We start from the raw sequence: 21,028 nt of genomic DNA, 5'->3' as shown, positions 1-21,028 counted from the left end.
GTAGTGGTTTTTAGGCGACCAACGGTTGGTGTGGCGCGGTGTCGCCGTTCGGGTAGGAGGCAACTTGTTGGCGAGAGGGGCTGCGCGTTGTATCAGGTATGACGCCTCGCGAACGGGGCTTGACGTGGGACCGGCTTTAGCCGGGAAGAGGCCGGGGCAGTCACTGAAAATTGATCTTCAGGAATGCCGCCTTCCCGGCTAAAGCCGGTCCCACGTCCGTGTCGGCAGGTAGGGTGTGTTTCGTTCTTCTTCGAAGGGCTTCGGTTAGCCTACTTTGAAGAACGCGACTTTTTCCGTGAGGCGGTCTGCCAGTTTTGCCAGTTCCTGGCTTGCGGTGGCCACTTGTTTTGATCCGCTTGCGGACTGAACCGTTGAGCCGTGAATACGGTTGATGTTGACGGCAACTTCTTCCGCCACGCTGTTTTGCTGAACCGAGGCGCTGGCGATCTGCGCGTTCATGCGGTTGATGGCGCCCACTTCCTGGCTGATCTTGGACAGTGCGCCTTGTGCGTTGCGGGTTTGCTCAACCGTGCGGCCCACCAGTTCGCAGTTGTCACGCATGGTTTGCGCAGCGGTTTCAGTGCCGCTTTGCAGGGTGCTGATCATGTCCCGGATGTCTTGCGTCGAGCGCTGGGTGCGGTTGGCCAGAGAGCGCACTTCATCGGCGACGACCGCAAAGCCTCGGCCATGCTCGCCAGCCCGCGCTGCTTCAATGGCCGCGTTAAGGGCCAGCAGGTTGGTTTGGCTGGCGATTGAGTTGATCACGTCGATCACGCTCTCAATCTCTTCGCTTTGTTTGGATACCCGCTCGACGGTCAGGGTGGTTTCCGCCAGTGACGTAGCCAGTTGTTCGATCGCCAGGGTGGTGTCTGCAACCAACTGGTTGCCGCTGACCACTTCGCCGTCGGCCAGGCGCGTTGCATCAGCGGCTTGCGAGGCGTAGCCGGTGACTTCGTTGACGGTGGCTGCCATTTGCGTGATGGCGGTGGCTACTTGCTCGGCTTCACGGGTTTGCAGGTTGATCTGGTCGTTGTTGGTAATCGAGGTGGCGGACAGCAGCGTGGACGACTGGTTAACTTCCTGAGCGGCCATGCGCACCTGGGTGATGGTGTCGGACAGGCGGCTGAGGGCTGTTTTCAGTACACCCATCACGCTGTCGGGGTATGGGGTCACGATGCTTTGTTGCAGGTCGCCCGCGGCGAGGCGCTGGATGGCTTGAGCCACTTCGGTGGGTTCTGCGCCGAGGGTGGATTTGACGAAGCGGATGATGAGGATCGACAGGAAGATGCTCAACAGCAGAGCCGCGCCGGTCGCCAATAACATCAAGCCACGGAACTGGCTGGCGGTGGCCTGCACATCATTGAGCTGCGATTTGATGGAGGCTTCTTCATAGTCAATCAAGGCGTTGATGCGCTTCAGCCACTCGCTGTAGTCGGCGGATATCTGGTTGAGCAGCAAAGCCTGGGAACCAGCGATGTCGCCGGTGCGGCGCAGCTCGATCAATTTACTGGTGGAGGCGAGGGTGCGCTGTTCGATGTCTTTAATGGCCTGCAGCATGGATTGCTCTTGCGGGCTGACGGGGTTACTTGCGAACAGTTGGTCCATCGGCGTGGCTGAGTCCACGTAGTCTTTTTGCAGGCGGGTGACTTCAGTCAGGTGGGATTCAAGATCGCGATCATTGGTCACCAGCACTGCATCGCGAATGGCGATGGCGCGGTTGTGAACGCTGCCGCGGAAGTTGATCGCGTAGCGCTGCACTTTCGCGGCGTTTTCGCTGACGTCTTCCAGGGTGGTGTCGATATATCCAACTCGTTGGATACCCACGGCGGTAATCAATACAAGCAGCGACACGATGGCGGCAAAGCCCAGGCCGATGCGCGATGCGAGAGAAATCGGGTTTTTCATGAAGTGAACTCGTGGGTAAGCAAACTGCTGAAGCGCGCTGGTATCAATGCGCCATCTATTGCGATAACGGGAAGGTATCTCCAGTTGGCCTTTACGCCCAATTGAGGGTGGCTACAGTAGGCATAGCGGCATGCTATGGAATTTAGTGAGCCCGTCCGTCCGTCTGGCTCCATATCATGCCACTGCGCATGCGTTTGCGGGGGAGGGATTGTCTGACGCCTCTCGCGAACAAGTTCGCTCCTACCGTGTGGCGCGTGCCGGGTAGGAGGTAACTTGTTGCCGAAAGGGTTTGACGCGGTGTTTCAGGTCAATGTCAGGTGTGTTTGTTGCGATAGGTTTTGAGTAGGTCTTCGCGAGTTGGAAGAGGGCGTGCAATATCAAGTGGGGTGGTATTGAAGTCTGACAGGCGTAGGCTTGCTACGTAGTTGGATCTGCGGGTTTTGGCGCAGTAGGCTTTTTTTGCAGCGAGGGAGAGGGTTATCACGCGGGCGACCTGTGCAGGAAGCGGTTTGGCGGGGTGAAGCCGGGAGGTTTTGAGGCTCCCGGTTTGTATTTCGGTAGTTACAGCAGAGTGACCTTATCGCGGGCAAGCCTCGCTCCCACAAGGAATATCATTCCACAGGGAGAGCGAGGCAGCTTTCAAGATTGCCTTATTGGCAAGCCTCGCAATCCGGCTCGTCAATCGCACAGGCCTTCGGCACTGGTGCTGGACCGGCGGGTGCAGCTTCGGTTGGACGCGGGGCGGTGATCGCCGAGTCGTCCGGGCCGTGGCCGCCGCTCGATACTGCGTTGAGCTTGCCGGTGTTGACGGTGGATTTCTCGGTGCTGGTTGCGGCCAGGGCACGGAGGTAGTAAGTGGTTTTCAGACCACGGTACCAGGCCATGCGGTAGGTCACGTCCAGTTTCTTGCCCGATGCGCCAGCGATGTACAGGTTCAGGGACTGAGCCTGGTCGATCCACTTCTGGCGACGGCTTGCTGCGTCAACAATCCACTTGGTGTCGACTTCGAACGCGGTGGCGTACAGGTCTTTGAGTTCCTGCGGGATGCGCTCGATCTGCTGTACCGAACCGTCGTAGTACTTCAGGTCGTTGATCATGACCGAGTCCCATAGGTCGCGGGCTTTGAGGTCGCGAACCAGGTACGGGTTGATCACGGTGAATTCGCCCGAGAGGTTCGATTTCACGTACAGGTTCTGATAAGTCGGTTCGATCGACTGCGATACGCCAGTGATGTTGGCGATGGTCGCGGTCGGTGCGATGGCCATGATGTTGGAGTTACGAATACCTTTCTGTACACGGGCACGTACTGGCGCCCAGTCCAGGGTTTCGTTCAGGTCAACGTCGATGTACTTCTGGCCACGCTGCTCGATCAGGATCTGTTGCGAATCCAGTGGCAGAACGCCTTTGGACCACAGGGAACCCTGGAACGTCTCGTAGGCACCGCGCTCGTCGGCCAGGTCGCAAGAGGCCTGGATCGCGTAGTAGCTGACAGCTTCCATCGAACGGTCGGCGAACTCGACAGCTGCATCGGAACCGTAAGGAATGTGCTGCAGATACAGCGCGTCCTGGAAGCCCATGATGCCCAGACCCACTGGACGGTGACGGAAGTTGGAGTTCTTCGCTTGCGGCACGGAGTAGTAGTTGATGTCGATCACGTTATCGAGCATGCGAACGGCTACGTCGATGGTGCGCTTGAGCTTGTCGGTGTCCAGCTTGCCGTTGACGATGTGGTTCGGCAGGTTGATCGAGCCCAGGTTGCAGACCGCGATCTCGTCCTTGTTGGTGTTCAGGGTGATCTCGGTGCACAGGTTCGAGCTGTGAACCACGCCCACGTGCTGCTGCGGGCTACGCAGGTTGCACGGGTCTTTGAACGTCAGCCATGGGTGGCCGGTTTCGAACAGCATCGAGAGCATCTTGCGCCACAGGTCTTTGGCCTGGATGGTCTTGAACAGCTTGATCTTGCCTGGATATTCGCTCAGGGCTTCGTAGTACTCGTAACGCTCTTCGAAGGCTTTACCGGTCAGGTCGTGCAGGTCCGGTACTTCGGAAGGCGAGAACAGGGTCCATTTGCCGTCATCGAAGACACGCTTCATGAACAGGTCAGGGATCCAGTTGGCGGTGTTCATGTCGTGGGTACGACGACGATCATCACCGGTGTTCTTGCGCAGCTCGATGAACTCTTCGATGTCCATGTGCCAGGTTTCCAGGTAGGCACATACCGCGCCTTTGCGCTTGCCACCCTGGTTAACGGCTACGGCGGTGTCGTTCACGACTTTCAGGAACGGTACAACGCCCTGGGATTTCCCGTTGGTGCCCTTGATGTACGAACCCAAAGCACGAACCGGCGTCCAGTCGTTGCCCAGACCGCCTGCGAATTTGGACAGCATGGCGTTGTCGTGAATGGCGTGGTAAATGCCCGACAGGTCATCCGGAACGGTGGTCAGGTAGCAGCTGGACAGTTGCGGACGCAGGGTACCGGCGTTGAACAGCGTAGGCGTCGAAGCCATGTAGTCGAAGGACGACAACAGGTTGTAGAACTCGATGGCGCGGTCTTCTTTGGCTTTCTCTTCGATTGCCAGGCCCATGGCCACACGCATGAAGAAGATCTGCGGCAGTTCGAAACGGATACCATCCTTGTGGATGAAGTAACGGTCGTACAGGGTTTGCAGGCCCAGGTAGGTGAACTGCTGATCGCGCTCGTGGTTGATCGCCTTGCCGAGTTTTTCCAGGTCAAAAGTGGCCAGGATCGGGTTCAGCAATTCGAACTGAATGCCTTTGGCGATGTACGAAGGCAGGGCCTTGGCGTACAGGTCGGCCATTTCGTGGTGAGTAGCGCTTTCGGCCACTTCCAGGAAATTCAGGCCTTCAGCGCGCAGGGTGTCCATCAGCAGGCGGGCGGTCACGAACGAGTAGTTCGGCTCACGCTCAACCAGGGTACGGGCGGTCATCACCAGTGCGGTGTTGACGTCTTTCATCGCCACGCCGTCGTACAGGTTTTTCAGGGTTTCGTTCTGGATCAGGTTGGCGTCGACTTCAGCCAGGCCTTCACATGCTTCGGTGACGATGGTGTTCAGACGACCCATGTCCAGCGGCGCAACGCTGCCGTCGGCGCGGGTGATACGGATCGAAGGGTGGGCGTCGACCGGTGCGTCGGTGCCACGAACGGCACGCTCCTTGGAGCGCTCGTTACGATAGATGACGTAGTCGCGAGCCACTTTCTGCTCACCGGCACGCATCAGGGCCAGTTCAACCTGGTCCTGGATTTCTTCGATGTGGATAGTGCCGCCCGAAGGCATGCGACGCTTGAAGGTAGCGGTGACTTGTTCGGTCAGACGGGCCACGGTGTCGTGGATACGCGAAGACGCAGCGGCAGTGCCGCCCTCAACTGCAAGAAACGCTTTGGTGATAGCGACGGTGATTTTGTCGTCGGTGTAGGCGACGACAGTGCCGTTACGCTTGATCACGCGCAGCTGGCCGGGAGCGGTCGCGGACAGATCCTGTTGGGACTGGCCTGTCTGCGGCGCCGGATTCGGCGAATTCTCGCGAGTTGTGTCTGTTTGCATGGGTGTCTCCACATTCTCTATGTTTGTTTGGGTGCTACTCAGCACCCACCGATCCGGTTTGTAGGCATTCAGTCGACAAAAGCGTCGGCTGTAACGACCTCAAAACGGAATGGGGATGGCGGATTTCGCCGTCCCTGGCTTTGAAGTCAAAAAGGCAGCGAAATCGTTGCTCGCTGCCTCGGGAAATCTGTTGGATGGTGCCTGTTAAATATTGCAACAAATGCTTGAATTTGCTGCGGTCGAAGAGGGTATGCATGCTCAGGTGTCTGGGGCGCAGCTTGGGCTATTGAATGAGCCTTTGATTCAACCCTCGACACGTAAGAAAAATGCTTGAAATCCCTGTTCGACTTGTGTTGGGTTTTTACCGTAAAACCCTACATGTAGGGTTGTCCGTGAAGCCGGGCTACAAGATAAAGCGTTTTGGACACCAATTGCAACGCACTACCTGTGGATAAAGCTGTGTGTAATTGGTGTATGAAAGCTCCGCCTCGCGTGTAGGCCGCATAACTACTGGACCGACGCCCTTCCGAGACTTATTAAGGTTTTTTTACGCGGCTCGGCGGATTTTTGCGGGCGCGAACCCTATCACAGAAATTGCCTTTGGCAAGGGCGGTTTGGCATGTGGTGTGCTTGGTGGTGATGGTGGTTAGAATTGTGGGGTTTTGGTTCGGGAGCTGTCCTTCCCTCGATGCAGATGTTGCTTCTGTAGGAGCGCACGAGCACCGCGAGGCCGCGATAGCGGTGTATCAGACAGACCGCCATCGCTGCCTCGCGGTGCTCGTGAGCTCCTACAGAAAAGTATTCCAGATCAAGGGATTGCGTTTTGTCTGACAAGAGCTGCCGAAGGCTGCGGAATCCCCTTTTCCCAATCAGGAAGCCTGATGAGTCACCCATTATTCAGCGGCGCATTTGAGTGCTTCGGCCAAGGCCTGCTGGCGGACGACGACCTGCGTCCGGTGCGGGCTTTGCCGGAGCTCTTGCAGGCTGAGGCGCTGGATGCGCTATTGCTGAACATCTATGGGCCTGAATTGCTGGCCAGCCATCGGTCGGTGTTGATGTCGCAGTGGTCCAAGTATTACTTCATGCAGGTGATCCCGCCGGTGGTGGCGGCAGGTCTGGTGCATGGCTGGCGCTGGCCGTTGCAGCTGGATCAGATCGCTGTGGCGCTGGTTGAACGCGGCGTGCCGGTTGGGTTGCGGTTTCTCGGCGTTGGCACGGTTCAGCCTGTGAGTTTTACCGAGCTGATGAATGACAACCTGCATCCTTTCATTAATGCGCTCAGTAGGCAGGGCGATGTATCGGCGGCGGTTCTGTGGGGCAACGCCGGGGATTACCTTGAGCGGTGCCTTGGGCAATTGGGCACGTTGACCGATATCTCGCTGAACGCAGGTTATGAGTTGTTGCGCAGCAAGACCTTGAGCGATGGGCAACGCAATCCGCTGTTCGATGCCATTCGTTATGTGGGCGAACCACCACGTCGGCAGCGGCGCAGCTGTTGTTTGAGTCATCAGGTGGCGTGGGTGGGGCGGTGTGAGCATTGTCCGATTGGAGCAGATTAGCCAGGTCAATGTAGGAGCTGCCGAAGGCTGCGAAAAGCGGTGTGTCAGACAAATCGCTTTCGCAGCCTCCAGCAGTTCCTACAAATCCTGTTTTTGACTGGCAGGCACTGCCACCAGACTCAACAGATGCTCGCCCTCCACGCTGAATTGCCCTTCCAGTTCCTTGCCGTTGTGCCATTCGCTGGACAGGTCGGTCAGCAGGCGCAGGCGGGCTTTGCCGTCGACGGACCAGTGCAGCAGTTGCGCATCTTCGAAATAGAAGCGTTTATTGACGATGGGGTACAGCGCCTTGAACAGTGCTTCTTTTATAGAGAAGGTCAGCGTCACATGGAGCGCGACCTGTTCAGTTGGCCCAGCGGCCATTTGCTGCATTTCCCACGGCGTGAGGATTTCCGCGGCCAGACGCGTGGCGCGCTCGTGACTGAGCAGGTTTTCAGTGTCCAGCCCCAGGCCACGCCAATGCTGTTTGTTCGCGACGATGGCCGCGGCCCAGCCGGTGCTGTGGGTGATTGAACCGCATATGTCGGGCGGCCAGACGGGCGCGCGGTCTTCACCGATGTCCGGGACCCAGTCACGACCGTCCAGATGCTGCAGCGCTGCCCTGGCGCATAAACGACCGGCGAGAAATTCGGTTTGCCGTTTGGCGACGGAGCGCTGAATGCTGGCGGGAGGTGTAATCAGGCAGCGCTGAAAATCGCCATCGGCCAGCTGCTTTGGGTCGAAGTAACCGCTGACCAACGCCACATTCGCCAAGGCATGGGGCAATGGCCAATGGTGATGGAGGGCGGGGCAGCAAGTGGGCAGGTGCGGGGTTTGAGTCATGGGCGGCATTTTGCCGGGGGAATGCGGTGCTGGGAAGGCTGTTTGCCAGATACGGCATTCGCCCGACAAACACCACACCTGTAGGAGCTCACCGAGGTTACGAGGCCAGCGATAGCGGAGTGTCAGGTAAACCGCTATCGCTGGCCTCGTAACCTCGGTGAGCTCCTACAGGATTGTGGTTCATCCTGGGCGGGTTACGCGCCAAACACCTTCTTCAAGAACGCCTGCATATCTTTCCACGAGCTTTCATCAGCGGCTTTGTTATAGCCGATGTCCGGGCCGCCGTGTTCGCCGTGGCTCAGGCGGTCGGCGTCAGGGTTGGTGAAGCCGTGTTTGGCGTCGGCGAGGCTGACGAATTTATAGTCGGCACCTGCATCGTCCATTTCCTTCTTGAAGGCAGCGACGTTTTCCGGGGTGACCATGCTGTCTTTAGCGCCGTGCTCCACCAGCATCGGGACTTTCACGCCACCGGCTTTGGCAGGGGTGTTGGTGACCAGCGCGCCATGGAAGCTGACCACGCCCGCCAGCGGTTCGCCGCGACGTGCCGCATCCAGAACGATCTTGCCGCCGAAGCAGTAGCCGATAGCGGCGATTTTTTTCGGATCGGTCTGCGGTTGTTTCTTCAGTTGCTCGAGACCTGCATCGAAGCGCTTGTTGGCCGCTTCGCTGTCTTTCAACGCCGCCTGCATGAAGCCCATGGCGTCTTTCGGGTGTTCGGTGTTCTTGCCTTCGCCGTACATGTCGATGGCCATGGCGCTGTAGCCAAGCGCTGCAAGGTCACGGGCGCGACGTTTGGCGTAATCGTTCAGCCCCCACCATTCGTGGACCACGATGATGCCGGGACGCTGGCCTTTGATGGCGTCGTCATAGGCGTAATAACCCACCAGCGGTGTGCCGTCGGCGCTTTTATAGTTGATCTGTTCGGTCTTGATGGCCGCCTGTGTCATTCCGGCCAGCCCCATCATCAGCAACGCAATCCAGAAACGCATGATCAACACCTTCTATATAGCGGTTGGGAATGGGGAGAAAGATTAGCGCATTGTGACGGGTGTTTTTTAATGTGTGCGGTAGATAGTTATTCAGCGCAGGTTCAGTGGGTGTTCAGGGCCGGTTCAGGGCGTGCAGACTAGTCTGGTGTCGTACCTGAACAGCGCCCGGCGCAAGAGGACTACAGCATGACGACACTCAACAAGTTTTTCCTGGCTTTGGCTTTTCTGGGCGGCAGTGCTGCAGCGCAAGCGGCGGACAGCGGCAATGAAGTTTCCCGAGCACCGCTGAACAAGAGTGGTGAGCGGGTCGACAGGTTTGGCGAGAGCGGCAGGTCGCTTGGTGATGGAGTCTGGAGTCAGGGCTTGAGCGAGCAGGGCGATGACCAGCCTCACGCCGACCGGCTATATTATTCGGCAGCGTATGACAGCCTGTCGGGAACGTATAACGGCGTGCCGGTCGCGCAGAAAACACTGTCGGGGCACTATGATCTGCGGCAGGCTCATGCGCTGGGGTTCAGTGCTGAAGAGGGTGATTCGCAACGCTGGAAACCGGTGCAGCAGGGGCTTTGATAGTTGGTCATCACGGTTCGTAGGACCGGCTTTAGCCGGGAGGATGGCATTCCTGATAATAGAAATGCGGCGAGTGTACTTGCTTCCTCGCGGCTGAAGCCGCTCCTACGGGTTTATCGTCTTTGAAATGCCGGATTGCGGTTTGTTGATTTTAGAACGTGAAACATCACCCAGGAGAGCGTCATGAAGTTGCTGGTGGTTGAGGACGAGGCGCTGTTGCGTCATCACTTGCAAACCCGATTGACCGAGGCTGGCCATATCGTTGAGTCGGTCGCCAATGCCGAAGAGGCGCTGTATCAGGTGGGGCAGTTCAACCATGACCTGGCGGTGATCGACCTTGGGTTGCCGGGCATGAGCGGCCTGGAGCTGATTCGTCAGTTGCGCACTCTTGGCAAGGCGTTCCCGATTCTGATTCTGACCGCCCGTGGCAATTGGCAGGACAAGGTCGAAGGTCTGGCCGCCGGGGCTGATGATTACGTGGTCAAGCCGTTTCAGTTCGAAGAGCTGGAAGCGCGACTCAATGCGTTGCTGCGTCGGGCCAGCGGTTTTACCCACTCGACGATTATTGCCGGGCCATTGTCGCTGGACCTGAACCGCAAACAGGCAACGCTGGAAGAGCAACCGCTGCCGCTGACCGCCTACGAATACCGGATTCTCGAATACCTCATGCGCCATCATCAGCAGGTGGTGGCCAAAGAGCGCCTGATGGAGCAACTTTACCCCGATGACGAAGAGCGCGATCCGAATGTGATCGAGGTCCTGGTCGGTCGTCTGCGGCGCAAGATCGAAGGTGCCGTGGCCTTCAAACCCATTGAAACCGTGCGCGGGCTGGGCTATCTGTTCAACGAGCGCTGCACATGATTCGTTCGCTGCACCTGCGCCTGATGATTGGCGCAGCGACCCTTGCAGTGATTTTCATGTTGCTCATGTTGCCTGCCTTGCAGGGCGCGTTCAGCCTCGCGTTGCGCGGCTCCATCGAGCAACGGCTGGCGTCCGATGTGACCACATTGATTTCCGCCGCCAGAGTCGAGAATGGCCGTCTGTTGATGCCGTCGGTGCTGCCAGGCGAGCAATTCAACCTTCCGGGGTCGCGTTTGCTGGGCTACATCTATAACCGCCAGGGTGATCTGGTCTGGCGTTCCCTGGCCACTGAAGATGAGTTCATCGACTACCAGCCGCGTTACGACGGCAAGGGCAGTGAGTTCACGACGATCAGGGAATCCAACGGCGAAGAGTTTTTCGTCTATGACGTAGAAATCAAATTGCTCGGCGGCCGTAATGCGGCCTTCAGCATCGTGGCCCTGCAACCGGTGCGCGGTTATCAGGAAACCGTGACCGAGTTGCGGCAAAAACTGTATCTGGGGTTTGGCGCGGCGTTGCTGGTATTGCTCGCGCTGCTCTGGCTGGGGCTGACCTGGGGGCTGCGTGCCTTGCGCGGTTTGAGTCAGGAGCTGGATCAGGTGGAGTCAGGCCAGCGCGAGAGCCTCAGTGAAAACCATCCCAGTGAATTGTTGCGTCTGACCGGCTCGTTGAACCGTCTGCTGAGCAGCGAGCGCGAGCAGCGGATTCGTTACCGGGATTCCCTCGACGACCTGGCTCACAGCCTGAAAACCCCACTGGCGGTGTTGCAGGGTGTCAGTGAAAACATCGCCAAGCGACCTGAAGACGTGGAGCAGGCGCGCATTCTCCAATCGCAGATCGAGCGCATGAGTCAGCAGATCGGCTATCAGCTGCAACGGGCCAGCCTGCGCAAGAGCGGGCTGGTGCGTCATCACGTCAGGCTGCGGCCTGTGGTGGAAAGCCTGTGCAATACGCTGGAGAAGGTCTACCGCGATAAACAGGTCAAGGTGACGCTGGATTTGCCCGACGAATGCGTGGTGCCGATGGAGGAGGGCGCTTTGCTGGAAATGCTCGGCAATCTGTTGGAGAACGCCTACCGGCTGTGTCTGGGGCAGGTGCGGGTCAGCCTGCGCCCGTCCGAGTCGGGCGATGAGCTTTGCGTTGAGGACGATGGTCCCGGCGTGCCGGAAAGCCAGCGCGAACGTATTTTGCAGCGTGGCGAACGGCTGGACCGCCAGAACCCGGGGCAGGGTATCGGTCTGGCGGTGGTCAAAGACATCATCGAAAGCTACAACGCCCGCTTGACCCTGGACGACTCGCCGCTGGGCGGGGCTGCGTTCAGGATTCATTTTTTCGCGGGTTAGGCCGCTGCTGCGCGCGTGGTAGTTGGAGCGAGGCTTGCCCGCGAAAACCGATGACGCGGTCTTCCTGATTCACCTCATCGACTGACTCGCGGGCAAGCCTCGCTCCAACAAACCTCCGCGCATTCCGATTATTAGTCTATAAGTCATGGGGTGGCGATCTGATGGCGGGTCGGCGGATACCCGCCACTCTTCCTGATTTTCTTCCGCTAATCGGCGGAAATCCGCCACTCTGAGCGGATGCTCAAACCCCGACTAAACTCCAACACACCGTTTTACATGCTGTTCAGCGTGTTTCTCAAAAGTGGCACGAGCCTTGCGATACAGATAAGAGGTCTGCCTCGTGCAGCTCGACAAAACAAATCCCTCCAGTTGCAGGAGGGTTAGCTCGTTAGGCATTGCGCGCATCACATGAATGGTGCCGACAACGCCCTTGAGGATGATTTCATGACGACTCGTCAGCCGATTTACAAATCCCTGTATTTCCAGGTCATCGTAGCAATCGTGATCGGTATTCTTATCGGCCACTTCTATCCTGATACCGGCAAGGCTCTGAAGCCGCTGGGCGACGGGTTTATCAAACTGATCAAAATGGTCATTGCCCCGATCATCTTCTGTACTGTGGTTAGCGGTATCGCTGGCATGCAGAACATGAAGTCGGTAGGCAAGACTGGCGGCTACGCGCTGCTGTACTTCGAAATCGTATCGACCATTGCCCTGCTGATCGGTCTGATCGTGGTCAACGTGGTTCAGCCGGGTGCCGGCATGAACATCGACGTGAGCACGCTGGATGCGTCCAAAATCGCTGCCTACGTCAGTGCAGGCGCTGACCAGAGCATCGTTGGCTTCCTGCTCAACGTAATCCCGAACACCATCGTTGGCGCCTTCGCTAACGGCGATATCCTGCAAGTCCTGATGTTCTCGGTGATCTTCGGCTTCGCGCTGCATCGCCTGGGTGCTTACGGCAAGCCGGTTCTGGACTTCATCGATCGCTTCGCCCACGTGATGTTCAACATCATCAACATGATCATGAAGCTCGCGCCTATCGGTGCCTTCGGTGCCATGGCGTTCACCATCGGTGCTTACGGTGTGAGCTCGCTGGTGCAGTTGGGTCAGCTGATGATCTGCTTCTACATCACTTGCGCACTGTTCGTGCTGATCGTACTGGGCGGCATCTGCCGCGCTCACGGCTTCAGCGTTCTCAAGCTGATCCGCTACATCCGTGAAGAGCTGTTGATCGTACTGGGTACTTCCTCTTCGGAATCGGCACTGCCTCGCATGCTGATCAAGATGGAACGCCTGGGTGCACAGAAATCGGTAGTAGGTCTGGTGATCCCGACTGGCTACTCGTTCAACCTGGACGGTACGTCGATCTACCTGACCATGGCTGCAGTGTTCATCGCTCAGGCGACCAACACTCACATGGACATCACGCACCAGATCACCCTGCTGCTGGTTCTGCTGCTGTCGTCCAAAGGTGCTGCTGGCGTGACCGGTAGCGGCTTTATCGTACTGGCTGCAACCCTGTCGGCTGTCGGCCACCTGCCGGTTGCCGGTCTGGCGCTGATCCTCGGTATCGACCGCTTCATGTCCGAAGCCCGCGCACTGACCAACCTGGTGGGTAACGCTGTTGCCACCGTCGTGGTTGCCAAGTGGGTTGGCGAGCTGGACACCGACAAGCTGCAAACCGAGCTGGCGTCCGGTGGCCGTAGTATCGACAACACCGCTCCAGTAGATGATCTGGGTGTTGCTGAACTGGCTGAAGAGCCACTGACCCGCCCGATCCCGACGCGCAAGCCTGTCTAACCACAGACCGCGTGAATGAAAAAACCCATCTTCGGATGGGTTTTTTTATGGACTGGCGGCTAGCCGCCACTATCTTCAGGGCAATGGGAGATTCTCTGTCCCCAAGCTAATGTCACGGCGTGGGACCGGCTTCAGCCGGGAAGAGGTCGGGACAGACACTGAAAATGTGTCGTTAGAGATACCGCTTTCCCGGCTGAAGCCGGTCCCACGTCACATTACCTTGCAGGTGGGCAAAGAAGCTCACACCACCCGCGTCTCACCACTGAACACTAACGTTTCCCGGCAACTGCGGCACAGGTAGCGGCGGCCTTTGCGGACCATTTGGTGACGTTGGGCCGAGAACGGGAATTCGCTTCCCGGGCACGGGCAGCGGTAGATGTAGCGCGTCACGCTGCGGCGCTGGACGGCGTAGGTGTGACAGCGGTTGGGCGGCAATTCGTAGACGCCACGCATGATCAGTTGCCATTCCTCGCCATGAGGCTGGATGCGGTCACCGAACAATTGGTGGGCGATCAGGTGTGCGACTTCGTGGGCAACTGTCTGGCGCAGAAAGTCTTCACTGTTTTCCCGGTACAACTGTGGGTTGAAGCGCAGCATATTGTCATGCAAATGCGCGACACCGGCTTTCTGGCCGCGCAGCTTGAGGCTGACTACCGGGCGTGTGAAAGGGCGTTTGAAAAAGGCTTCGGCTTGTTGGTAACAGACTTCGACACGGGTGTTGAGTGGCTCGAGCATGCTTCATGGGTCTCCAGAGACACCGAGTATGCCGTAAAAGGGCCGGGTATCGAAAACTCAAGCTGCCGAATGGTCATGTACAGACGCATATCCCTGTAGGAGCTGCCGAAGGCTGCGAAGCGGAGCGTCATGGAAATCGATTCGCAGCCTTCTGCGGCGCCTACAGAGAATAAGGGGCGTTCAATTGGTGTACTCCGGCCCCACACCAATGCCCCACAGCACCACCGTAAACGCCATGATCGCCACCAGCACCACCAATCCCACTGCCAGTATGGAGCTTGAGAACATGAAGCCTTCGTCCGCCGGGATTTTCATGAAGGTCGGCACGCCGACGTACAGCAGGTAAACCGTATAGCAGACGGCTGCCGTGCCGATCATCATGCCTAGCCACATGTGTGGGTAAAGCGCAGCCAGACCGCCGATGAACAGCGGCGTCGCTGTGTAGGTAGCGAAGGCGATACAGCGTGCCAGACTTGGCGTCGCATTATAGGTGCGGGCCATCCAGTGGATGAAACCACTCATGATCGAAACGCCGGCGAGCATGGCGATGTACGACATGATGGCCATCCAGATCGCGCTCTCGTGGGTGAGCATGACAGGTACTCCATCCCCAATCGCCCAGCCCATCTGCGTAGTGCCGATGTACGCCGAAACAGCCGGGATCGCCGCCAGGATCAGCGTATGCGTGAGGTATACGTGGCCGATGCTCTCTTCTTCCTCGCCACGGATGTCCTGCCATTCCCGATCAGGATGGGTAAACAACCCCCAGACATGATGGATCATGTGGAGTACTCCTTCCTTTTATTAAAGACGTGGGACCGGCTTTAGCCGGGAAGAGGCCAGTACAGCCGAGATATTTGTATCGTCAGAAATACTGCTTTCCCGGCTAAAGCCGGTCCCACGACCACGCTGTGTTTCAGTATAGGAAGCCTGACCTCCACAAAGAGCAGCCCGTTAGAGCAATTGGCGATCTCCACGCCGCTGTTAATACCCTCAGGCAGTAAGCAGCAAGCTTTAGCCCCGCGCCGTATTTATGCGTAAAATGCCGGGCTTTTCTCCTTGTCATTGCAACCGGATACCAGCGCCATGGGCACCCTTTCAGTCAATCAGAACAAACTGCAGAAACGCCTGCGTCGCCTGGCGGGTGAAGCCGTGGCCGACTTCAACATGATTGAAGAGGGTGACAAGGTCATGGTCTGCCTGTCCGGCGGCAAAGACAGCTACACCATGCTCGACGTGCTGATGCACCTGCAGAAGGTCGCACCGATCAAGTTTGATATCGTCGCGGTGAACATGGATCAGAAGCAGCCGGGCTTTCCTGAGCATGTGCTGCCTGCCTACCTGGAAACGCTGGGCATCGAGTATCACATCGTCGAGAAAGACACTTACTCGGTGGTCAAGGAGCTGATCCCCGAGGGCAAGACCACCTGTTCGCTATGTTCACGCCTGCGTCGCGGCACGCTTTACACCTTCGCCGACGAGATTGGCGCAACGAAAATGGCGCTGGGTCACCACCGTGATGACATCGTCGAAACGTTTTTCCTGAATATGTTCTTCAATGGCTCGTTGAAAGCCATGCCGCCGAAGCTGCGCGCTGATGATGGGCGCAACGTGGTGATCCGGCCGTTGGCGTACTGCCATGAGAAGGACATTCAGGCGTATTCCGACTTCAAGAATTTCCCGATCATCCCGTGCAACCTGTGTGGTTCTCAGGAAAACCTGCAGCGTCAGGTGGTCAAGGACATGCTTCAGGAGTGGGAACGCAAGACGCCCGGCCGGACTGACAGTATTTTCCGCAGCTTGCAAAATGTCATCCCGTCACAGCTGGCTGACCGCAATCTGTTCGACTTCACCAGCCTGCGTATCGACGAAACAGCTGCGTCGCGGTTTGTGAATGTGGTGAATATCTAAAATCACCCCCATTCACGACGTGGGACCGGCTTTAGCCGGGAAGGCGGCATTCATGACGATACATATGTTTGGGGTGTACCGGCCTCTTCCCGGCTAAAACCGGTCCCACTGTGTCTGCGACAGGACTCAGTGATTCACCGTAAACGCCAGCATCGCTGACAACTGACACAGCGGTCGGCCGCTTTCGCTTTGCCATTGGTTGAACACCTGCTGGACGATGGCCTGATCGCGTTTGCTGGTCGGCACTTTGTCGACGATTTTCTGGGCGTTGAGCGCGGCCACCACGTCCCAGGTCGGAATAAAGGTGTCTTTGCCAACCATGCGCAGGAAACGCGGCGCAGACAGTCCGCCCATCTGGTTGCCGTGTTTGGCGAGGTATTGCCAGAGCCCGGTGATGTCGTCCACCGGCCATTGGGCGATGAAGTTACCGAAACTGCCGTGTTCCTTTTCGATGTCCAGCACCAGTTGCGCGTTGCGCGGCACGCTCTTGAGCTTGCCCAGATGGCGAATGATCCGCGCATCCTGCATCAGCCGCTCAAGATGGTCGGCGCCCATCAGTACGACTTTTTCCGGATCAAAGCGGTAGAAGACTTCCTCGAAGGTCGGCCACTTGACGTCCACCAGGCTGTGCTTCAAACCGGCGCGAAACACCCGCAAGGCCATGGTCGACAGGTAGCGGTCATCGCCGATGGCTTGCAGTTGTTTAGCGGTCTTGGGAGTCGGCAAATGTGATTCGAGGGCTTTGGCCGAGCCGAAGCGGTTCAGGCAGTACTCATTCAGCCATTTGTAGTCGTGCATTACTGCTCCAGAAAATGATGCGTACAGCCTCAGACTTGGCCTTCGCCTGCAAGTTTACGGTTTCGCTGAAAAGTCCATCTGATGTACAGCAGCGCGCTGACGAACACCGCGAGGCTGGCGAGCATCTCCAACAGTCCGAACAGCGCTCGGTTGGGATCGAACGCCGCCAGCGCACCTTTTATGAAATACAGGTTGACCACGAAACACAGCCACGAATAGGCGCGCGGGCTGCCGCTGATAATCCCCGGTGCGAACAACAGCAGCGGTACCAGTTCGATCAGCAGAATCACCCAGGGTCTTGCGCCGTGCAGGTCGGCAATCCACAGGTAATAAATGCTCAGCAGCACGATCAGCCCGAAAAAACTGCTCAGGCTGATCAGGCGGCTGATTTTTGCTCGCGGTTCAAGCCAGTCCAGCGCAGGCAGGACTTTCGGCTTTTTAGCCACGCGACGGGTCCAGCAGCAGGGCGGTTTTCGCCAGACGCTGGCCGAGTGCGCGACACAATTGGGTTTCATGAGGATCAAGCGGGCGCTTGCCGTCCGGCCCGGCGTGGTGACTGGCGCCATAAGGCGTGCCGCCGCCGCTGGTTTCCACCAGTGCGGATTCACTGTAAGGCAGGCCGGTGATCAGCATGCCGTGGTGCAGCAACGGCAGCAGCATCGACATCAAGGTGGTTTCCTGGCCGCCGTGCAGGCTGGCGGTGGAGGTGAACACGCTGGCCGGTTTGCCCACCAGTGCGCCGGTCAGCCACAGGTTGCTGGTGCCGTCGAGGAAGTATTTGAGCGGTGCAGCCATGTTGCCGAAGCGCGTCGGGCTACCGAGGGCCAGACCGGCGCAATTCTTCAAGTCATCCAGGGTTGCGAACAGCGCACCACTTTCCGGGATGTTCGGCGCCACGGCCTCGCATTCGGTGGAGATCGCGGGCACGGTACGCAAGCGCGCCTCCATACCACCCAGTTCGATACCGCGGGCGATCTGCCGGGCCATTTCGCTGGTTGAGCCGTTGCGGCTGTAAAACAGGACCAGGATGTACGGGGTGCTCATGGCAAAAGCTCCAGGACGTTTTCCGGTGGGCGGCCGATGACGGCCTTGTCACCGGCGACCAGAATCGGCCGCTCGATGAGTTTGGGATGCGCGACCATGGCGTCGATCAATGCGTCGTCGCTCAGGCTTTGGTCCGCGAGGTTGAGGGTTTTGTAATCGTCTTCGCCGGTGCGCAGCAGTTGGCGGGCACTGATGCCCAGCTTGTTCAGTACGTCGCGCAATTGCCCGGCGTCGGGCGGGGTTTCCAGGTACAACACGATGGACGGGCTCAGGCCTCGGGCTTGCAGCAGTTCCAGCGCGCCGCGTGATTTGGAGCAGCGCGGGTTGTGATAAAGCGTCAGGTCGGTCATTTGCAGGTCGCATCTGGCGTAAGGTGGCGGCTATTCTACCCGGCATGTAACAGCGGCTAAACACCAAGCGGTGATCGGTCGCAGGTTTGAAGCATTTGATGACTGTGAGGAACAACATGGCGAGGCGATTGGCAGCGGTAGTGGCATTGGTCGGCAGTGTGTTGCTGGCGGGGTGTGGCGTGGATCTGGGGACGGATCAGAATGGTCAGAAAGTTGCCAGCGAGCGTATCGACAAGCATTGGCTGGTGATCAATTACTGGGCTGAATGGTGCGGCCCGTGCCGGGTCGAAATCCCGGAGCTCAATCACCTGTCGGAAGAACTCAAGGATCAGAAGGTGACGGTGCTTGGGGTCAACTTTGACAACTTGCAGGGCGAAGAACTGAAAACCGCCAGCAATGCGCTGGGCATCAAGTTCACGGTGCTGGCTCAGGACCCGGCTGCGCAATATGACCTGCCGCCGAGCGAAGCCTTGCCGGTGACGTACATCATCGATGACAAGGGCAAGATGCGTGAGCAACTGCTGGGCGAGCAGACCGCAGCCGGTGTGGCGGCGAAGTTGAAGGCGCTGCGCGGGGAGGGGTGAAATCCAATAGGCAGGAAAACCTCTATCGGCTGCACCATCGCCTCGCGAACAAGTTCGCTCCTACCGATCAGCGCGTGTCAAAGGCTGTTCTGGTAGGAGGCAACTTGTTGGCGAGAGGGCCTGACGCGGTTATTGAGGCAAACCGCCTCGCGAACAAGTTCGCTCCTATCGATGAGCGTGTGTCAGGCTGTTCTGGTAGGAGGCAACTTGTTGGCGAGAGGGCCTGACGCTGTTATCCAGGCAAACCGCCTCGCGAACAAGTTCGCTCCTACCGGAAATGGTGCAACCCAGGGATCAACCCTCTTCCCAAAACCTCAACGGCTTGCCTTCGGCAGGCCACAGGCGCAGTTGGTCGATGGGGGAGATGTCCCAGCGCTGGACTTTGCCAACCGCTTGCAGGAAGCGTTGTTCTTGCTCCATCAGAGCGGGGGCGCACATTTTGCGGGTGCTGCCGACGGCGCCAAAGGTGATGGTCTCGTCCTGCAGGGTGTACGACGCGAACCAATGGTTGCAGCCTGCATTGCCATAGGCGCGGCCATCGGCACCCAAGGTCATGGTCAAGTGACTGTTGTCGATCAGCGGACGTTCGCCGATCTATTCCAGCACATAGCTTTGGTCATGCTTGATCGGCAGCGGTTTTGCCGCGCAGCCGACCAGCAAGGCAGCACCGACGAGTGCTGACAGGGCAACCAGTTTCATGCAGCTTTCTCCTGACACTTCTTGCACAGGTGTTTCTCACCTTCGGATTTCCAGCCCAGCTCGGCAATGCGTGCTGAGGCGGCGGGTTTCTGTGCGGCAACGCCAGCCTTGGCGTCGACCATGAACTCGAAGTCCAGCACCACACCGCAGCTGTCGCAATTGACCTTCCATTGATGGATGGCCAGTTCGTCGAACACCGGGCCTTTGGCGACGGCGATCCATTGGCCGGGCGGATTGATCAGGTGGCGGACCTTCTCGACCTGCAGGCGCATGTGCAGGGTTTTGCTGCCTTTGATGGTCACCAGCAGTTCGTCACGATCGTGAATCGAACCGCCGTTGCCAGTCACCTGGTAGCGGCCCGGTGCCAGGGTGCGGCACTCGGTCAGGGTGTGTTGCGGGTTGAGCATGCTGTAGCGAAAATCGTGTTCGGCCATGAGGTCCTCCAAATTGCGCGCATCCTATCACGCAGTTGTGGCATTTCTCCTCCCGCTAGCTTGCCACCAGATTTTGTGGCTTGCCGCTGGCCCAGGCATGAATGTTGTCCAGCGTGGTCTGCGCGATAGCACCCAGGGCTTCGTGGGTCAGAAAAGCCTGATGAGCGGTCACGATCACATTGGGAAACGTCAGCAGACGGGCAAGCACGTCATCTTGCAGCGGGTGGTCGGAACGATCCTCGAAAAACAGCAGCGCTTCTTCTTCGTAGACATCCAGCCCCAGATAACCCAACTGACCGCTTTTCAAGGCTTCGCTCAGGGCCGGGGTGTCGACCAGCGCGCCACGTCCAGTATTGATCAGCATCGCACCGCGCTGCAGGGTCGCCAGCGACCGGGCGTTGATCAAGTGTCTGGTTTGCGGCGTGAGCGGGCAGTGAAGGCTGATGATCTGCGACTGTTTCAGCAGTTCGTCGAGGCTCAGGTAGCGAGCGCCCAGGGCTTCAACGTGTGGATTGGGGAAGGGGTCGTAGGCGAGCAACTCGCAACCGAAGCCTGACATGATTTTGGCGAAGGTTGCGCCAATCTGTCCGGTGCCAATGATGCCGACGGTTTTGCCCACCAGATCGAAGCCGGTCAGGCCATGCAGGCTGAAGTCGCCGTCGCGGGTGCGGTTGTAGGCGCGATTCAGACGACGGTTGAGAGCCAGGATCAGGGCGACGGCGTGTTCGGCCACGGCATGGGGTGAATAGGCGGGCACCCGCACTACGCTGAGGCCCAGTTGCTGCGCGGTCGGCAGGTCGACATGGTTGTAGCCGGCTGAACGCAGAGCAATCAGTCGAGTGCCACCGGCAGCCAGACGTTCCAGCACGGGCGCGCTGAGGTCGTCATTGATGAACGCACAGACGACTTCGTGGCCGTCCGCGAGTGCGACGGTCTCCGGAGTGAGGCGAGCAGGCTGGAAATGCAGTTGCAGCGATTCAGGCAGACGCGCGGCAAGGAAGCTGTCGCGGTCGTAAGTCTGGCTGCTGAAGATCAGAGTGCGCATCTACGGTTCCTTG

20 protein-coding genes and 1 pseudogene are annotated in these 21,028 nt (G+C 58.3%); 7 read left to right on the top strand and 14 right to left on the bottom strand.

Annotated features, from left to right (window positions below; genetic code table 11):
- Positions 1–264: 264 nt before the first annotated feature.
- The 3 genes from CKW31_RS12555 to CKW31_RS12545 form a co-directional block, all read right to left on the bottom strand.
- Positions 265–1,905 carry a methyl-accepting chemotaxis protein gene (locus tag CKW31_RS12555; protein WP_095095017.1) on the bottom strand — a complete coding sequence of 547 codons (1,641 nt, stop codon included), beginning with the start codon at positions 1,903–1,905 and terminating at the stop codon, positions 265–267.
- Positions 1,906–2,218: 313 nt separating this feature from the next.
- A complete protein-coding gene (locus tag CKW31_RS30070) occupies positions 2,219–2,389 on the bottom strand; it encodes a YhfG family protein (protein WP_095095014.1) in 171 nt (56 codons plus the stop codon).
- Positions 2,390–2,555: 166 nt separating this feature from the next.
- A complete protein-coding gene (locus tag CKW31_RS12545) occupies positions 2,556–5,468 on the bottom strand; it encodes a ribonucleoside-diphosphate reductase subunit alpha (protein WP_095095011.1) in 2,913 nt (970 codons plus the stop codon).
- 881 nt (positions 5,469–6,349) lie between these two features.
- Here CKW31_RS12545 and fhuF point away from each other — a divergent pair.
- The gene (gene fhuF / locus CKW31_RS12540; protein WP_095095007.1) at positions 6,350–7,027 is read left to right on the top strand and encodes a siderophore-iron reductase FhuF; all 678 of its coding nucleotides are present in this window, start codon (positions 6,350–6,352) and stop codon (positions 7,025–7,027) included.
- A 78-nt stretch (positions 7,028–7,105) separates the two neighbouring features.
- Here the strand turns inward: fhuF and CKW31_RS12535 are convergent, their stop codons facing one another.
- Positions 7,106–7,849 (bottom strand): 4'-phosphopantetheinyl transferase, encoded by a 744-nt coding sequence (locus tag CKW31_RS12535; protein ID WP_218192151.1) that lies wholly within the window; start codon positions 7,847–7,849, stop codon positions 7,106–7,108.
- A 194-nt stretch (positions 7,850–8,043) separates the two neighbouring features.
- Positions 8,044–8,838 carry a dienelactone hydrolase family protein gene (locus CKW31_RS12530; protein WP_095095002.1) on the bottom strand — a complete coding sequence of 265 codons (795 nt, stop codon included), beginning with the start codon at positions 8,836–8,838 and terminating at the stop codon, positions 8,044–8,046.
- Positions 8,839–9,024: 186 nt separating this feature from the next.
- On the opposite strand from CKW31_RS12530, the gene CKW31_RS12525 reads away from it, so the two are divergent.
- The 4 genes from CKW31_RS12525 (at position 9,025) to CKW31_RS12510 (ending at position 13,415) form a co-directional block, all read left to right on the top strand.
- Positions 9,025–9,408 carry a hypothetical protein gene (locus CKW31_RS12525; RefSeq protein WP_095094999.1) on the top strand — a complete coding sequence of 128 codons (384 nt, stop codon included), beginning with the start codon at positions 9,025–9,027 and terminating at the stop codon, positions 9,406–9,408.
- A gap of 183 nt (positions 9,409–9,591) precedes the next feature.
- Positions 9,592–10,269 carry a response regulator transcription factor gene (locus CKW31_RS12520; RefSeq protein ID WP_095094996.1) on the top strand — a complete coding sequence of 226 codons (678 nt, stop codon included), beginning with the start codon at positions 9,592–9,594 and terminating at the stop codon, positions 10,267–10,269.
- Complete coding sequence (locus tag CKW31_RS12515; protein ID WP_095094993.1) at positions 10,266–11,612, top strand: ATP-binding protein; 1,347 nt, start codon at positions 10,266–10,268, stop codon at positions 11,610–11,612. Before CKW31_RS12520 ends, CKW31_RS12515 begins: the two co-directional genes overlap by 4 nt.
- A 444-nt stretch (positions 11,613–12,056) precedes the next feature.
- Positions 12,057–13,415, top strand: coding sequence for a dicarboxylate/amino acid:cation symporter (locus CKW31_RS12510; protein ID WP_095095210.1), 1,359 nt, complete (start codon positions 12,057–12,059; stop codon positions 13,413–13,415).
- Positions 13,416–13,655: 240 nt separating this feature from the next.
- Here CKW31_RS12510 and CKW31_RS12505 read toward each other — a convergent pair whose 3' ends face one another.
- Positions 13,656–14,150: a SprT family zinc-dependent metalloprotease gene (locus CKW31_RS12505; protein ID WP_027901851.1), complete on the bottom strand. Its 495-nt coding sequence runs from the start codon at positions 14,148–14,150 to the stop codon at positions 13,656–13,658.
- A 180-nt stretch (positions 14,151–14,330) separates the two neighbouring features.
- Positions 14,331–14,933, bottom strand: a complete 603-nt coding sequence (locus tag CKW31_RS12500; RefSeq protein WP_095094990.1) for a Yip1 family protein — start codon at positions 14,931–14,933, stop codon at positions 14,331–14,333.
- Positions 14,934–15,236: 303 nt separating this feature from the next.
- Between CKW31_RS12500 and ttcA the strand changes: the two genes are divergently transcribed.
- Positions 15,237–16,061, top strand: coding sequence for a tRNA 2-thiocytidine(32) synthetase TtcA (ttcA, locus tag CKW31_RS12495; RefSeq protein ID WP_087272440.1), 825 nt, complete (start codon positions 15,237–15,239; stop codon positions 16,059–16,061).
- A 126-nt stretch (positions 16,062–16,187) separates the two neighbouring features.
- On the opposite strand, the gene CKW31_RS12490 is transcribed toward ttcA, so the two are convergent.
- Genes CKW31_RS12490 through arsC form a run of 4 tightly spaced genes read right to left on the bottom strand, consistent with a single transcriptional unit; the run spans position 16,188 to position 18,253 of the window.
- On the bottom strand, positions 16,188–16,859 hold the full coding sequence (locus tag CKW31_RS12490) for a DNA-3-methyladenine glycosylase I (RefSeq protein ID WP_095094986.1): 672 nt from the start codon (positions 16,857–16,859) through the stop codon (positions 16,188–16,190).
- 29 nt (positions 16,860–16,888) lie between these two features.
- Positions 16,889–17,305, bottom strand: coding sequence for a DUF2069 domain-containing protein (locus CKW31_RS12485; RefSeq protein WP_095094983.1), 417 nt, complete (start codon positions 17,303–17,305; stop codon positions 16,889–16,891).
- On the bottom strand, positions 17,298–17,903 hold the full coding sequence (gene wrbA / locus CKW31_RS12480; protein ID WP_095094980.1) for an NAD(P)H:quinone oxidoreductase: 606 nt from the start codon (positions 17,901–17,903) through the stop codon (positions 17,298–17,300). The genes CKW31_RS12485 and wrbA overlap by 8 nt, the downstream gene beginning before the upstream one ends.
- Positions 17,900–18,253, bottom strand: a complete 354-nt coding sequence (gene arsC / locus CKW31_RS12475; RefSeq protein WP_027901857.1) for an arsenate reductase (glutaredoxin) — start codon at positions 18,251–18,253, stop codon at positions 17,900–17,902. Before arsC ends, wrbA begins: the two co-directional genes overlap by 4 nt.
- Before the next feature lie 116 nt (positions 18,254–18,369).
- Between arsC and CKW31_RS12470 the strand changes: the two genes are divergently transcribed.
- The gene (locus CKW31_RS12470) at positions 18,370–18,837 is read left to right on the top strand and encodes a TlpA disulfide reductase family protein (protein ID WP_095094977.1); all 468 of its coding nucleotides are present in this window, start codon (positions 18,370–18,372) and stop codon (positions 18,835–18,837) included.
- 294 nt (positions 18,838–19,131) lie between these two features.
- Here CKW31_RS12470 and CKW31_RS12460 read toward each other — a convergent pair.
- The 3 genes and pseudogenes from CKW31_RS12460 to CKW31_RS12450 all read right to left on the bottom strand — a co-directional run bounded on the left by CKW31_RS12460 (position 19,132) and on the right by CKW31_RS12450 (position 21,015).
- Positions 19,132–19,536, bottom strand: a pseudogene (locus CKW31_RS12460) (META domain-containing protein).
- On the bottom strand, positions 19,533–19,970 hold the full coding sequence (locus tag CKW31_RS12455; RefSeq protein WP_087272417.1) for a hypothetical protein: 438 nt from the start codon (positions 19,968–19,970) through the stop codon (positions 19,533–19,535). The pseudogene CKW31_RS12460 and the gene CKW31_RS12455 overlap by 4 nt, the downstream one beginning before the upstream one ends.
- Positions 19,971–20,025: 55 nt before the next feature.
- Positions 20,026–21,015 carry a 2-hydroxyacid dehydrogenase gene (locus tag CKW31_RS12450; RefSeq protein ID WP_095094971.1) on the bottom strand — a complete coding sequence of 330 codons (990 nt, stop codon included), beginning with the start codon at positions 21,013–21,015 and terminating at the stop codon, positions 20,026–20,028.
- Positions 21,016–21,028 lie beyond the last annotated feature (13 nt).

It is taken from the genome of Pseudomonas sp. Irchel 3A5, from assembly GCF_900187575.1.
In the GTDB taxonomy this organism is placed as follows: Bacteria; Pseudomonadota; Gammaproteobacteria; order Pseudomonadales; family Pseudomonadaceae; genus Aquipseudomonas; species Aquipseudomonas folii.
This window is presented reverse-complemented; position numbering and strand designations above follow the sequence as displayed.